Origin of the sequence: Blautia liquoris (genome assembly GCF_015159595.1) — a bacterium.
In the GTDB taxonomy this organism is placed as follows: domain Bacteria; phylum Bacillota; class Clostridia; order Lachnospirales; family Lachnospiraceae; genus Novisyntrophococcus; species Novisyntrophococcus liquoris.
In genome coordinates, this window is record NZ_CP063304.1 from 1 (window position 1) to 15,631 (window position 15,631).

Consider the following 15,631-nt stretch of genomic DNA (forward strand, 5'->3'; position numbering starts at 1 on the left):
CTCGCACTTGATTAATCCACAAATTTATTATAATATATAGTAGAGTTATTATGATTGTAATGGTAATGTAGCAGAAGTGATATCGAAAGCGGAGACGAATATGAATCTTGTAGAACAGAACTGGACAGAAATTCTGAATAGAGTTAAAGAGGAGCATGATATTCTGGATGTTTCATTTGAAACCTGGCTTGCTCCTTTAAAAGTATATAAAGTTGAGGATAATATTGTGACAATTCTTGTGCCATCCCAGCAAGTTGGCCTTGACTATGTCAGTAAAAAATATAAATTGCCTTTAAAAGTAGCAATTGCTGAAATAACAGGAACAAACTACGAGATTGAACTGCTTTTGCCTGAAGAGATCGAACGCAGACAGAAAACTGAGGAAGATATAATCACTTCTTCAAATGCCGGTTTGAATCCAAAATATACGTTTGACACTTTCGTAGTCGGAAGCAATAATAAATTCGCCCATGCCGCTTCTCTTGCAGTTGCAGAATCTCCCGGGGAAATTTATAATCCTCTATTTATATATGGAGGTGTCGGACTCGGAAAAACTCATCTGATGCATAGTATTGCACACTTTATTTTACACAACAATCCAAAATCCAGAATACTATATGCAACGAGTGAAGAGTTTACGAATGAACTAATCGAGGCCATCCGTAACGGAAATAATACGGCAATGAGTAAATTTCGAGAAAAATATCGTAATATCGATGTACTGTTGATCGACGATGTTCAGTTTATAATAGGTAAAGAATCGACACAGGAAGAATTTTTTCATACCTTTAATACTTTACATGGAGCAAAAAAACAGATTATTCTTTCTTCAGATCGCCCTCCAAAAGATATGGATATTCTGGAAGACAGAATTCGATCACGTTTTGAATGGGGTCTTCTGGCTGATATCCAAAGTCCGGATTATGAAACAAGAATGGCAATCCTCAGAAAGAAAGAAGAACTTGACGGCTATAATGTCGGAGAAGATGTAATTGATTATATTGCCACCAATATTAAATCAAATATCCGGGAACTTGAGGGGTCCTTAAATAAGATTATTGCATATGCAAACCTCGAAAAACGAGAAATCAATCTTGCACTGGCCGAACAGGTTCTAAAAGATATGATTTCTCCAAATGAAAAAAAGGTAATCACACCCGAATTTATCATTAATACCGTAGCCGAACACTTTAATCTTTCTCCTTCAGACATCATCGGAAGTAAAAGATCAAGTAAAATAGCCCATCCTCGACAGATTGTTATGTATCTGTGCCGCGAATTTACCGGAACCAATCTGGTACAGATTGGCCAGCTCCTTGGAAAGAGAGATCATACCACAATCATGTACGGCATCGACAAAATAGAGGCCGAGATCAATAATCCTTCAAATACAGTTACAGAAGAAGAGATCGATATCCTGAAAAAAAAGATTAACCCGCCAAAGTAATTCACATTACTCATGTGGAAAGTCCGTGTACAAAAAATGGAAAGCATTTTACATTCAAACTTATACACATAACATACACAAGTCATACATAGGAAATCAACACAGTTATTCATGTTGATTTTTCCTTTAACTTCAAGGAGTTGGAGGCCATATCCACTTTTACACAACTCCTAAGAAGACTATTACGGATTCCTTTATATTTTATTATTTATGAAGGTCTCCGGCTATGAAAGGAGTTATACACATCTCATGAAACTTAAGTTTGCCAAAGGTAATCTGTTAAAAAGTGTCAATATTGTTATGAAAGCTGTACCCTCAAAAACTACCATGCCAATTCTAGAATGTATTCTAATTGATGCTTCATCCAGTATCATTAAATTTACCTCGAATGACATGGAACTAGGTATCGAAACAATTGTTGATGGAACAATTGAAGAAAGAGGAATTATTGCACTAGATGCCAAAATATTCTCAGAAATCGTAAAACGTCTGCCAGATGGTTATGTAACAATAGAGACAAATGAAAACCTGGAGACTATAATTACTTGTGGAAAAGCAAGATTTGATATACCCGGAAGATCAGGAGAAGAATTTTCCTATCTGCCAATGATAGAAAAAACAGATGGCATAGAAATTTCGCAGTTTACATTAAAAGACGTGATAAGACAGACAATTTTTTCTATTGCTGCAAATGAAAATAATAAGATTATGACAGGAGAACTTTTTGAAATTAAAGATAACTGCCTAAAAGTTATCTCATTAGATGGACATAGAATTTCAATTCGAAAAATTGAACTTACTCATTCCTATGAAAATAAAAAAGTTATTGTTCCGGGAAAAACTCTAAATGAAATCAGCAAGATATTATCCGGTGAAATGGATGATAAAGTAAATATATTCTTTACAAACAATCATATTCTTTTCGAGTTTGATCAGACAAAAGTAGTATCCAGATTAATTGACGGTGAGTATTTTCGCGTAGATCAGATGTTGTCCAACGATTATGAAACAAAAATTAAAATTAATAAAAGAGAATTTCTAGATTGTATTGATAGAGCAACTCTTTTGGTAAAAGAAGGAGATAAAAGACCCGTTATTATCAATATTGAGAATGAAAGTCTCAAACTTCATATGGATTCCGCTATGGGTTCGATGAACGAAGAAATTGGAATTGAGAAAGAAGGAAAAGACTTAATGATCGGATTCAACCCAAAATTTCTCATTGACGCTCTCCGCGTCATTGATGATGAGATAATTTCGATTTATCTGGTAAATCCGAAAGCTCCTTGTTTCATAAAGAATGAGGAAGAAGATTATATTTACCTGATTTTACCTGTAAATTTCAATTCTGTCAGATAAAAAGGAAAAAAATGGATACGATAAGAATAAAAGACGAATTTATAAAATTAGGTCAGGCTATGAAACTTGCCGGGCTGGTTTCGGAAGGTGTGGATGCAAAATTCCAGATACAAGAGGGAAACGTCAAAGTTAATGGTTCCGTTGAGATACGCCGCGGAAAAAAATTATATATTGGTGACGTATTTTCTTTCGAAGGTAAAGAAATAAAAATTGAGCAAAAATGACCCTAATATTTTATGTCAACCAACAAAATATTATGTCAACCTAAGACAAGAAAGAGCTGACATCATGTATGTGAAGTCTTTGGAATTAAAAAATTTTAGAAATTATGATTCTCTGTGTGTTTCCTTTGACCAGAAAACCAACATTTTTTACGGGGATAATGCCCAGGGAAAGACAAATATTCTTGAGGCTGTCTATCTTTGTGGAACCACAAAATCTCACAGATCAAGTAAGGATCGGGAAATGATTCAGTTTAACAAAGATGAGGCACATATCAGGATGCAGATCAGCAAAGCTGAGGTTGTTCACAGAATTGATATGCATTTAAAAAAAAACAAACCAAAAGGAATTGCAATTGATGGTATTCCAATACGCAAAGCTTCAGATTTGTTTGGCATCATTAATATTGTGTTTTTTTCTCCGGAAGATTTAAATATTATTAAAAATGGTCCCTCGGAGAGAAGAAGATTTGTGGACAGTGAACTGAGTCAGCTGAATCATATATACCTGATTTCTCTGGCCAATTATAATAAAGTGCTCATACAGCGAAATAAACTGCTCAGAGAACTAAAAGATACAAGATCCCTTTTGTGTACGCTGGATGTTTGGGATGAACAGCTGATAAATTATGGAAGAAGCCTGATTGAAGAGAGAACGAAGTTTATTGAGCAGCTAAATGAGATATTGAGTGATATTCATCTGCAGCTGACAGGTGGCAGCGAGCAGATTCGTTTGATTTATGAACCAAATACAAAAGCAGATGATTTTTTTCAGAAGTTAAAAGAAAATCGTCCAAGGGACCTGCAGCTTAGGACATCAACTCTTGGACCTCACAGAGACGACCTGTGTGTAGAAATAAATGGGATAGATATCAGAAAATATGGCTCTCAGGGACAGCAGCGTACGGCTGCTCTTTCCATGAAACTTTCAGAAATCTACCTTGTGAAGAAAATGATGAAGGATACACCAATTTTATTACTGGATGATGTATTATCCGAGCTTGACAGCAGCAGACAGAATTATCTGCTGAAAAGTATAGGTGATATTCAAACCTTTATAACTTGTACTGGCTTAGATGAATTTATGGAAAACCAATTTGATGTAAATAAGGTTTTTAAAGTTGCGGAAGGCAGGATTGCAACATAAGTAGGAGGAATTACATGAGTGAAGAAAACACAACAAATGTAGGGTCAAATATTGAATATGGAGCTGATCAAATCCAGATCCTTGAAGGATTGGAAGCGGTCAGAAAGAGACCCGGTATGTATATTGGCAGCACTTCCGTCAGAGGACTGCATCATCTGGTATATGAAATTGTAGACAACGCAGTAGATGAAGCTCTGGCAGGATACTGCAAACATATAGATGTAACGATTAATAAAGATAATTCCATCACAGTCATCGATGATGGACGTGGTATTCCTGTAGGGATTAATCACAAATCAGGTCTCCCGGCAGTGGAGGTTGTATTTACAATTCTTCATGCCGGTGGAAAGTTTGGAGGTGGAGGATATAAAGTCTCCGGAGGCCTCCATGGCGTAGGAGCTTCCGTTGTAAATGCCCTGTCGAGCTGGCTTGAGGTTACGATTTATAAGGATGGAAAAGTTTATCGTCAGAGATTTGAACGCGGGAAAACAGTTTATAAGTTAAAAATTATCGGTGATTGTGATAAAGATAAGACTGGAACTATGGTTGAGTTCCTGCCTGATGATACAATATTTGAGGAAACCGTCTTTGACTATGATACTTTACAGACGAGTATACGGGAAACTGCATTTTTGACTAAAGGATTAAGTATTACTTTAAGAGATATAAGATCGGAGAAACCTGTAGAGAAAAACTTCTGTTATGAGGGTGGAATTAAAGAATTTGTGAAGTATCTGAATCATAGCAAAACATCTCTTTACGATGAAATTATGTATTTTGAGGGTATGGTAAATGATGTTATGGTGGAAGTTGCCATGCAGCACAATGATTCATATACTGAGAACACATATGGTTTTGTCAATAATATTCATACACCGGAGGGTGGTACACACATAGTTGGTTTTCGTAACGCTCTTACGAAAACGTTTAACGATTATGCACGTAAAACAAAAATTCTGAAGGATAATGATCAGAATCTGAGTGGTGAAGATATCCGCGAAGGACTGACAGCTATTATCAGTGTAAAATTAAAAGATCCCCAGTTTGAGGGTCAGACAAAACAAAAACTTGGAAATTCCGAAGCCAGAGGTGCCGTTGATAGTCTGCTGAGTAAAAATCTGGAATTATTTCTGGAACAAAATCCAACGATTGCAAAGATTATTGTTGAAAAATCATTGATGTCACAAAGAGCCAGAGATGCAGCCAGAAAAGCAAGAGATTTGACTAGAAGAAAATCAGCACTCGATGGAATGTCCCTGCCCGGAAAACTTGCAGACTGTACAGATAGAAATCCGGAAAATTGTGAGATTTACTTGGTAGAGGGAGATTCGGCCGGTGGTTCTGCAAAATCGGCAAGAAGCCGTGATACACAGGCAATACTTCCACTGCGCGGCAAAATACTGAATGTTGAAAAAGCCCGATTAGATAAGATTTATGCAAATGAAGAGATCAAGGCTATGATCACGGCATTTGGAACAGGAATTCAGGATGATTTTGATATTACGAAACTACGTTATCACAAGATTATTATCATGACAGATGCCGATGTAGATGGCGCTCATATTGATACACTGATGCTTACATTCATGTATCGTTTCATGCCGGAATTAATTAAACAGGGATATGTCTATCTTGCGCAGCCGCCGCTCTTTAAAATTGAAAAAAACAAAAAAGTATGGTATGCATATGATGAAAAACAGTTAGAAGATATATTAAAAGAAATAGGACGTGACAATAACAATAAAATTCAGCGTTACAAAGGTTTAGGTGAGATGGATGCGGATCAGCTCTGGGAGACAACGATGGATCCGGAACACAGAGTGTTAAAAAGAGTAACCTTTGATGAAGAAACTGCGGCCGAGATAGACCATACATTTACCACTCTTATGGGTGATAAAGTAGAGCCCAGACGGGAATTTATCGAAGAAAATGCCTATAAGCTGGATATTGAAGATCTGGACATCTGATGATACCAGGTTTGCTATTGAGAGAATGCGGAGCAGTCCGTGGTATCAGAACAAAACTTTTTACAGAAGTTGATTGGAGGAAATAATGGAAGATAATGTTTTTGATCAAGTCCATGACGTAGACCTGAAAGAAACAATGGAAAAGTCTTATATAGCATATTCTATGAGTGTCATCGCTTCGAGGGCGCTGCCAGATGTCAGAGATGGTTTAAAACCTGTACAGCGAAGAATTCTATATTCTATGATAGAACTTAACAATGGACCCGATAAACCGCACAGAAAATGTGCCCGTATCGTCGGTGATACAATGGGTAAATATCATCCACACGGCGACAGCTCTATCTATGGCTCACTGGTCAATATGGCGCAGGAATGGTCAACTCGATATCCTCTTGTAGATGGTCATGGAAATTTTGGCTCTGTGGATGGAGACAGTGCAGCTGCCATGCGATATACAGAGGCTCGTCTGAGTAAAATTTCGATGGAAATGACTGCTGATATAAATAAAAATACCGTAGATTTCAGACCTAACTTTGATGAGACGGAAAAAGAGCCAGTTGTTTTACCATCTAGGTATCCCAACCTGCTTGTAAATGGTACATCTGGTATTGCCGTGGGAATGGCTACAAATATTCCGCCTCACAATCTGTGTGAGGTAATTGATGCAGTAGTGAAAATTATTGATAATATTATTGATCATGACAGAGATACAAACATGGAGGAAATATTAGATATCGTAAAGGGCCCGGATTTTCCAACGGGGGCTGAGATATTAGGTACAAGAGGAATTGAGGAAGCTTATCGAACCGGAAGAGGTAAGATTCGTGTTCGTGCTGTCACAAATATCGAGACACTGCCTAATGGCAAAAGTCAGATTATAGTTACAGAACTTCCATATATGGTAAATAAAGCCAGATTGATAGAAAAAGTTGCTGATCTGGTGAAAGATAAGAGAATTAATGGAATCACAGCTATCAATGATCATTCAAGCAGAGAAGGTATGAGAATCTGTATTGAACTGAGAAAAGATGCCAATGCAAATGTCATCTTAAACAAATTATATAAGCATACACAGCTTCAGGATACCTTTGGTGTTATTATGCTTGCACTCGTAAACAATCAGCCAAAAGTATTAAATCTTCTGGAAGTACTGAATCTATATCTGAAACATCAAGAAGAGGTTGTCACCAGAAGAACACAGTATGATTTAAACAGAGCGGAAGAGCGGGCACATATTCTGGAAGGATTGTTAAAAGCTCTTGATAATATAGACCGTGTGATAAAAATTATCCGTGGATCTGCAAACACACCAGAAGCAAAAGAAAATCTGATAGATGAATTCGAACTGTCAGATGCACAGGCTCAGGCAATTGTAGATATGAGACTGCGGGCACTTACCGGACTGGAACGAGAGAAACTTGAAAATGAATATAAAGATCTGATGGAAAAGATAGACAAATATCGTGCTATCTTAGGAGATCGTAAATTACTTCTCAAGGTAATCCGTAAAGAAATTATGGAGATTTCTGACAAATACGGTGATGATCGGAGAACTTCAATAGGTTTTGATGAATTCGATATTTCCATGGAAGATCTGATTCCGAGGGAAAACACGGTAATTACTATGACTAAACTAGGTTATATTAAACGAATGACCGTCGATAATTTCCATTCTCAGAACAGAGGAGGTAAAGGAATTAAAGGCATGCAGACGATTGATGATGACTATATTGAGGAACTCCTGATGACAACAACTCATCATTACCTGATGTTCTTTACAAATATGGGAAAAGTCTATCGGCTAAAGGCATATGAGATACCAGAAGCGTCAAGAACCGCCCGTGGAACAGCGATTATAAATTTGATTCAGCTTCAGCCGGGTGAGAATATCACTGCAGTGATTCCGATCCGTGAGTATGAAGAGGGTTATTACCTGTTTATGGCAACTAAGAATGGACTTGTAAAGAAGACTCCAATTACTGATTATGCGAATGTGAGAAAAACCGGACTTGCGGCAATTGCTCTGAGAGATAACGATGAATTGATTGAAGTTAAATCCACGGACAGTAAGAAGGATATTATTCTGGTTACGAAATTTGGTCAGTGTATCAGATTTAAGGAAACTGATGTGAGAAGTACCGGACGTGTATCTATGGGAGTGAGGGGAATTAATCTTCTGGATCAAGATGAAGTAATCGGCATGCAGCTGAGTTCGCAAGGAGATTATCTGTTGTTTGTATCTGAAAAAGGACTGGGCAAGAGGACCTCTATGAGTGAATTCACGCCTCAGATTCGCGGCGGAAAAGGTGTAAAATGTTATAAGATTGCAGAAAGAACGGGAAATCTGATTGGTGTAAAGGCAGTTAATTCTGAAAATGAAGTTATGATTATCACTACTGAGGGTATTATTATACGTATACAGTGTGATGATATATCTGTGTTGGGAAGAATTACATCGGGTGTTAAACTTATGAATCTGTCAGAAAATATATACGTAGCCAGCATTGCAAAAGTCAGAGACAAGAAAGATGGTGTAGCGGCAGCAGTATCAGAAGAAATAATCGAAGAGATGTCTGAAGAGGAAACCGATACAGATATAGATGATTCAGAAACACCTGAGCCATAAATGATGAGATTACAGGATTGTGTATGAAAGAGAATAATAAGTAACATTATCATAATAAGAGGTTGGGGTCAAAAGTAATTTGACCCCTTATGATACACGGATTGTTACGCTCTTCGAGCTCTCACAATCCTAAAAACATTCGAATTCCACCCTAATCGGGTTGCGTTCTCATGTTTTTACGGGTCCCAAAGTCATGCTTTTTCATGTGAGCATGAAACGCAGAACCTTTTGACCCTGGTATCATAAAATCGGAGATAATAATTATTATAATAAAGGGAAAAAACAGTTGACAAACAACTTGCTGTTTTGTATAATAATTAATGCGTCACATATTGGCGTAAATTAAATAAGTTTATTTTACTCAGGCAACTGGAGAAGTACTCAAGTGGCTGAAGAGGCGCCCCTGCTAAGGGTGTAGGTCGTTTGCGCGGCGCGAGGGTTCAAATCCCTCCTTCTCCGTTGATTATCAATGGGCAAAACTTGCCCCAAGATTATCATAAAAAAGTGTTGACAAAAGATACTAATATGTGATAAGATAATCAAGCTGTCGACGAAACAAGCTGCACAGCAAAACATCTCATATTGAGATAAAAAGAAAGAAAAAGTTCTTGACAAAGCAGATACAGCGTGATAAGATAATCAAGTTGCTGCAAAAACAGGAACGAACAGGAACCTTGATAATTAAACAGTAAAACACATCCTCGAAAGTCCATTTGAGAATTAACAATGAACGATCGAAAGATCCTTAAAAAACAGTAAAAGGGATAAATTAGCTAGTAGTTGATTTTGACCTGGAACGAACTTTGCATCAACTGAGAAATCAGCGGATGATCATATTGATCAGAGAGTTTGATCCTGGCTCAGGATGAACGCTGGCGGCGTGCTTAACACATGCAAGTCGAGCGAGAAATTCTTTCCAAAGTCTTCGGACAGAGGAAGGAATAGACAGCGGCGGACGGGTGAGTAACGCGTGGGGAACCTGCCTCGTACCGGGGGATAACAGTTGGAAACAGCTGCTAATACCGCATAAGCGCACAGCATCGCATGATGCCGTGTGAAAAACTCCGGTGGTATGAGATGGACCCGCGTTGGATTAGCTAGTTGGCAGGGCAAAGGCCTACCAAGGCAACGATCCATAGCCGGCCTGAGAGGGCGACCGGCCACATTGGGACTGAGACACGGCCCAGACTCCTACGGGAGGCAGCAGTGGGGAATCTTGCACAATGGGCGAAAGCCTGATGCAGCGACGCCGCGTGAGTGAAGAAGTATTTCGGTATGTAAAGCTCTATCAGCAGGGAAGAAAATGACGGTACCTGACTAAGAAGCCCCGGCTAACTACGTGCCAGCAGCCGCGGTAATACGTAGGGGGCAAGCGTTATCCGGATTTACTGGGTGTAAAGGGAGCGTAGACGGACCGGCAAGTCTGAAGTGAAATTCCAGGGCTCAACCCTGGGACTGCTTTGGAAACTGCAGATCTTGAGTACCGGAGGGGTAAGCGGAATTCCTAGTGTAGCGGTGAAATGCGTAGATATTAGGAAGAACACCAGTGGCGAAGGCGGCTTACTGGACGGTAACTGACGTTGAGGCTCGAAAGCGTGGGTAGCAAACAGGATTAGATACCCTGGTAGTCCACGCCGTAAACGATGAATGCTAGGTGTCGGGAAGCACAGCTTTTCGGTGCCGCCGCAAACGCATTAAGCATTCCACCTGGGGAGTACGTTCGCAAGAATAAAACTCAAAGGAATTGACGGGGACCCGCACAAGCGGTGGAGCATGTGGTTTAATTCGAAGCAACGCGAAGAACCTTACCAAATCTTGACATCCCTCTGACCGGTACGTAATGGTACCTTTCCTTCGGGACAGAGGAGACAGGTGGTGCATGGTTGTCGTCAGCTCGTGTCGTGAGATGTTGGGTTAAGTCCCGCAACGAGCGCAACCCTTATTGTCAGTAGCCAGCAGGTAGAGCTGGGCACTCTGATGAGACTGCCAGGGATAACCTGGAGGAAGGCGGGGATGACGTCAAATCATCATGCCCCTTATGATTTGGGCTACACACGTGCTACAATGGCGGAAACAGAGGGAAGCGAACGGGAGACCGGAAGCGAACCCCAAAAATAACGTCTCAGTTCGGATTGTAGTCTGCAACTCGACTACATGAAGCTGGAATCGCTAGTAATCGCGGATCAGAATGCCGCGGTGAATACGTTCCCGGGTCTTGTACACACCGCCCGTCACACCATGGGAGCCGGAAATGCCCGAAGCCTGTGACCGAACCTCTACGGAGGACGGAGCAGTCGAAGGTGGAGCTGGTAACTGGGGTGAAGTCGTAACAAGGTAGCCGTATCGGAAGGTGCGGCTGGATCACCTCCTTTCTAAGGAAACGGACAAGTAACCGGATGTGTTTTACTGTTTAGTTATCAAGTGTAAAAGTAACAGAAACGAAACTTTTACAGCTTGTCAGTCTCAAAACTGAATAACTAACTGCTGGCGGCGATGCGTTTAGGGGAAACACCCGTACCCATCCCGAACACGAAGGTTAAGCCTTAAGCGGCCGATGGTACTACACTGGTAACGGTGTGGGAGAACAGGTGGCTGCCAGCACCTAATAATAAAATTGAGGGCTTATAGCTCAGCCGGTTAGAGCGCACGCCTGATAAGCGTGAGGTCGGTGGTTCGAGTCCACTTAAGCCCAGCTAATAATTTAAGTGAAAGCCATAGGGCAAAGGCCCACTTAAGCCCAGCTAATAATATATCATAAATACCCAGGGGATATAGCTCAGTTGGGAGAGCACCTGCCTTGCAAGCAGGGGGTCGAGAGTTCGAATCTCTTTATCTCCACTCATCGATGAATGAATAGTCAGGAATCGGTGTATGATATGTACCTTGAAAACTGCATACAGATTATATCTATATCCAAGCGTGAAAAACGCAAGATAGAGAAAAGACATCCGAGGCATTGTGTATGAGAATACATGATGTTATCGAAACCAGATAGATTCGAAAGAATCGATGCTTTTAAAGAAAGTCGAAGTCCATGGAAGATGAGAGTCAGACATGGATTCCAATACAGAATCAGTAAACACAAAACCGAACCGCACGCTAGCGGGGAGGTGGACCAACAAAGGTCAAGCATTAAGAGCGCAGGGTGGATGCCTTGGCACTGAGAGCCTAAGAAGGACGCGGCAAGCTGCGAAAAGCTTCGGGGAGGCGCACACAGCCTGAGATCCGGAGATATCCGAATGGGGAAACCCGCATGAGCAGACCTCATGCATTCCTACGCCAATTCATAACGTAGGGAAGGGAACCGGGGGAACTGAAACATCTAAGTACCCCGAGGAGAAGAAAGAAAACTCGATTTTCCAAGTAGCGGCGAGCGAACGGGAAAGAGCCCAAACCATGGTGCGTGCACCATGGGGTTTTGGACTGCAGGAGGTACTTTCTAACTTAGCCGAATGGTTTTGGGAAAGCCATCCAAAGAGGGTGAAAGACCCGTAGGCGAAAAGAAGGAAAGACCGGCAGGATCCAGAGTACCACGAGACACGAGAAACCTTGTGGGAAGACGGGGGGACCACCCCCCAAGGCTAAATACTCCTCAGTGACCGATAGCGCATAGTACTGTGAAGGAAAGGTGAAAAGGACCCCGGGAGGGGAGTGAAAGAGAACCTGAAACCCTGTGTTTACAAGCTGTGGAAGTGTTACAAATGCACAACCGCGTACTTTTTGTAGAACGGTCCGGCGAGTTGCGGGTGCCGGCAAGGTTAAGCACTGTCAGGTGTGGAGCCGAAGGGAAACCAAGTCTTAAGAGGGCGAAAGTCGGAACACGCAGACCCGAAACCGGGTGATCTACCCATGTCCAGGTTGAAGCTGCCGTAAAAGGCCGTGGAGGACCGAACGCACATCCGTTGAAAAGGGTGGCGATGAGGTGTGGGTAGGGGAGAAATTCCAATCGAACCCGGAGATAGCTGGTTCTCCTCGAAATAGCTTTAGGGCTAGCCTCAGACAAGATACACGGAGGTAGAGCACTGAATTCCCAAGGGGGCGTCAAAGCTTACCAAAGGATATCAAACTGCGAATGCCGTGATACCGATGTCTGGGAGTCAGACCATACGAGATAAGTTGGATGGTCAAAAGGGAAACAGCCCAGATCTGCAGCTAAGGTCCCAAAGTGCGTGTTAAGTGGAAAAGGATGTGGGATTTCAAAGACAACCAGGATGTTGGCTCAGAAGCAGCCATACATTAAAAGAGTGCGTAACAGCTCACTGGTCGAGAGGTTCTGCGCCGAAAATGTCCGGGGCTAAAACACGACACCGAAGCTCAGGAATGATTGTAAGATCATTGGTAGAGGAGCATTGTCAGAACGAAGAAGCGGTACCGGAAGGGGCCGTGGAGATCTGAGAAGAGAGAATGCCGGAATGAGTAGCGAGAGAGAGGTGAGAATCCTCTCGGCCGAATATCCAAGGTTTCCAGAGTAAAGCTGATCTTCTCTGGGTAAGTCGGGACCTAAGGCGAGGGCGAAAGCCGTAGTCGATGGAAAGCAGGTGGAGATTCCTGCACTGCAGTAAAACAGAACTGTGGGGACATGTGTGGAGAGCACGGGCGCGGAATGGAAAGCCGCGTGCAAGCGAAGGAGGAGTGCTGCAGGTAAAACCGCAGTACAATCCAAAGACGTGAAGCGGACCGAAGTAAAGTAGGGAAGCGTGTGAGCCATGGATCAAGAAAAGCCGCTATTGTTTTTATTGTACCCGTACCGTAAACCGACACAGGTAGATGAGGAGAGAATCCTAAGGCCGACGGAAGAAGCATTGTTAAGGAACTCGGCAAAATGGCCCCGTAACTTCGGGAGAAGGGGTGCCTGGCGAAAGTCAGGCCGCAGAGAAAAGGCTCAAGCAACTGTTTAGCAAAAACACAGGTCTATGCGAAACCGAAAGGTGAAGTATATGGGCTGACGCCTGCCCGGTGCTGGAAGGTTAAGAGGAGAGGTCAGAGCTACGGCTCAAAGCTTTGAATTTAAGCCCCAGTAAACGGCGGCCGTAACTATAACGGTCCTAAGGTAGCGAAATTCCTTGTCGGGTAAGTTCCGACCCGCACGAAAGGCGTAATGATTTGAGCGCTGTCTCAACAATGCATCCGGTGAAATTGAAGTACCAGTGAAGATGCTGGTTACCCGCGCCAGGACGGAAAGACCCCATGGAGCTTTACTCCAGTTTGGTACTGGGACCCGGTACTGCATGTACAGGATAGGCGGGAGGCTAAGAAGAAGGTACGCAAGTATCTTTGGAGCCGCTGTTGGGATACCGCCCTTGCAGTAGTGGATTTCTAACCAGAGTCCGTGAACCGGACATGGGACAATGCCAGACGGGGAGTTTGACTGGGGCGGTCGCCTCCGAAAGAGTATCGGAGGCGCTCAAAGGTTCCCTCAGGATGGTTGGAAACCATTCAAAGAGTGCAAAGGCAGAAGGGAGCTTAACTGCGACACCGACGGGTGGAGCAGATACGAAAGTAGGACTTAGTGATCCGGTGGTATGAAAGTGGGATTGCCATCGCTCAACGGATAAAAGCTACCCTGGGGATAACAGGCTTATCACTCCCAAGAGTTCACATCGACGGAGTGGTTTGGCACCTCGATGTCGGCTCATCGCATCCTGGGGCTGTAGTAGGTCCCAAGGGTTGGGCTGTTCGCCCATTAAAGCGGTACGCGAGCTGGGTTCAGAACGTCGTGAGACAGTTCGGTCCCTATCCGGCGTGGGCGTAGGATATTTGAGAGGAGCTGTCCTTAGTACGAGAGGACCGGGATGGACCGGCCGCTGGTGTACCTGTTGAGCCGCCAGGCTCAGGGCAGGGTAGCCAAGCCGGGAAGAGAGAAACGCTGAAGGCATCTAAGCGTGAAGCTCACCTCAAGATGAGATATCCCATTCGAAAGAAGTAAGACCCCTTGAAGACGACGAGGTAGATAGGGCAGAGGTGGAAGTACAGCAATGTATGGAGCTGACTGTTACTAATCGGTCGAGGGCTTGACCTTGACACTTGATGAAGTTTATCATCAAGTGAAGGTCCGGTGTTTACAAAAAGATGGAATGATGTTATAATTTGTATGCGGTTTTGAAGGTACATACTTCAAATATCATAATGGCCCAGTGGCTCAGTTGGTTAGAGCGTCGCCCTGTCACGGCGAAGGTCATCGGTTCAAGTCCGATCTGGGTCGCTTTATTTTCTTAAAATTGTATATAATATGGGATCTTAGCTCAGCTGGGAGAGCATCTGCCTTACAAGCAGAGGGTCACAGGTTCGAGCCCTGTAGGTCCCATTATGGATGGATTCCCGAGTGGCCAAAGGGGACAGACTGTAAATCTGCTGGCAACGCCTTCGAAGGTTCGAATCCTTCTCCATCCATTGAAGAGTAAATTTAAATTGCCCTTCATTTGTTTTAGTCATTTAATTGGATGGTTTTCCTTGTGCCGATGTGGCTCAATTGGCAGAGCAGCTGATTTGTAATCAGCAGGTTATCGGTTCGAGTCCGATCATCGGCTTCAACAAATTTTTTATTTTAATAGCGCGGGATGGAGCAGTCTGGAAGCTCGTTGGGCTCATAACCCAGAGGTCGTAGGTTCAAATCCTACTCCCGCAATTGAATGCCTAGTTAGCTCAGTTGGTAGAGCAGAGGACTGAAAATCCTCGTGTCTCTGGTTCGATTCCGGAACTAGGCATATTTTTTTCGGAGCATTAGCTCAGGTGGTAGAGCACTTGACTTTTAATCAAGTTGTCCGGGGTTCGAATCCCCGATGCTTCAGTGTTTATTATGAATTTTAAGGATATCAAATTTATTTGATATCCTTTTTTGAAATAATATAATACTGAAGATAGGGG

General features: G+C 42.4%; 6 protein-coding genes, 10 tRNA genes and 3 rRNA genes. All 19 read left to right on the forward strand.

What is annotated here, in order from left to right:
* The first annotated feature begins 100 nt into the window (after positions 1 to 100).
* Positions 101 to 1,447 (forward strand): chromosomal replication initiator protein DnaA, encoded by a 1,347-nt coding sequence (gene dnaA / locus INP51_RS00005; RefSeq protein WP_193735737.1) that lies wholly within the window; start codon positions 101 to 103, stop codon positions 1,445 to 1,447.
* Positions 1,448 to 1,696: 249 nt separating this feature from the next.
* Positions 1,697 to 2,806 (forward strand): DNA polymerase III subunit beta, encoded by a 1,110-nt coding sequence (dnaN, locus tag INP51_RS00010; protein WP_193735738.1) that lies wholly within the window; start codon positions 1,697 to 1,699, stop codon positions 2,804 to 2,806.
* Between the two features lie 11 nt (positions 2,807 to 2,817).
* A complete protein-coding gene (locus tag INP51_RS00015) occupies positions 2,818 to 3,030 on the forward strand; it encodes an RNA-binding S4 domain-containing protein (protein ID WP_193735739.1) in 213 nt (70 codons plus the stop codon).
* A 64-nt stretch (positions 3,031 to 3,094) separates the two neighbouring features.
* Positions 3,095 to 4,174 (forward strand): DNA replication/repair protein RecF, encoded by a 1,080-nt coding sequence (gene recF / locus INP51_RS00020; protein ID WP_193735740.1) that lies wholly within the window; start codon positions 3,095 to 3,097, stop codon positions 4,172 to 4,174.
* Positions 4,175 to 4,188: 14 nt separating this feature from the next.
* On the forward strand, positions 4,189 to 6,141 hold the full coding sequence (gene gyrB / locus INP51_RS00025; protein ID WP_193735741.1) for a DNA topoisomerase (ATP-hydrolyzing) subunit B: 1,953 nt from the start codon (positions 4,189 to 4,191) through the stop codon (positions 6,139 to 6,141).
* A gap of 85 nt (positions 6,142 to 6,226) precedes the next feature.
* On the forward strand, positions 6,227 to 8,767 hold the full coding sequence (gene gyrA, locus INP51_RS00030; RefSeq protein WP_193735742.1) for a DNA gyrase subunit A: 2,541 nt from the start codon (positions 6,227 to 6,229) through the stop codon (positions 8,765 to 8,767).
* A 371-nt stretch (positions 8,768 to 9,138) separates the two neighbouring features.
* Positions 9,139 to 9,226 (forward strand) — tRNA-Ser (locus INP51_RS00035).
* 378 nt (positions 9,227 to 9,604) lie between these two features.
* Positions 9,605 to 11,139, forward strand: a 16S ribosomal RNA gene (locus INP51_RS00040).
* 111 nt (positions 11,140 to 11,250) lie between these two features.
* Positions 11,251 to 11,368 (forward strand): 5S ribosomal RNA (gene rrf, locus INP51_RS00045).
* Between the two features lie 17 nt (positions 11,369 to 11,385).
* Positions 11,386 to 11,459: transfer RNA gene (locus INP51_RS00050), tRNA-Ile, on the forward strand.
* A gap of 73 nt (positions 11,460 to 11,532) precedes the next feature.
* A tRNA-Ala gene (locus tag INP51_RS00055) sits at positions 11,533 to 11,605 on the forward strand.
* A 284-nt stretch (positions 11,606 to 11,889) separates the two neighbouring features.
* Positions 11,890 to 14,787, forward strand: a 23S ribosomal RNA gene (locus INP51_RS00060).
* Together the 16S, 23S and 5S rRNA genes with 10 tRNA genes alongside form the textbook arrangement of a ribosomal RNA operon.
* A 108-nt stretch (positions 14,788 to 14,895) precedes the next feature.
* Positions 14,896 to 14,969: transfer RNA gene (locus tag INP51_RS00065), tRNA-Asp, on the forward strand.
* Between the two features lie 29 nt (positions 14,970 to 14,998).
* Positions 14,999 to 15,071: transfer RNA gene (locus INP51_RS00070), tRNA-Val, on the forward strand.
* A 4-nt stretch (positions 15,072 to 15,075) separates the two neighbouring features.
* A tRNA-Tyr gene (locus tag INP51_RS00075) sits at positions 15,076 to 15,157 on the forward strand.
* Positions 15,158 to 15,221: 64 nt separating this feature from the next.
* Positions 15,222 to 15,294 (forward strand) — tRNA-Thr (locus INP51_RS00080).
* Between the two features lie 24 nt (positions 15,295 to 15,318).
* Positions 15,319 to 15,392 (forward strand) — tRNA-Met (locus INP51_RS00085).
* 6 nt (positions 15,393 to 15,398) lie between these two features.
* Positions 15,399 to 15,471 (forward strand) — tRNA-Phe (locus INP51_RS00090).
* 10 nt (positions 15,472 to 15,481) lie between these two features.
* Positions 15,482 to 15,554 (forward strand) — tRNA-Lys (locus tag INP51_RS00095).
* Positions 15,555 to 15,631 lie beyond the last annotated feature (77 nt).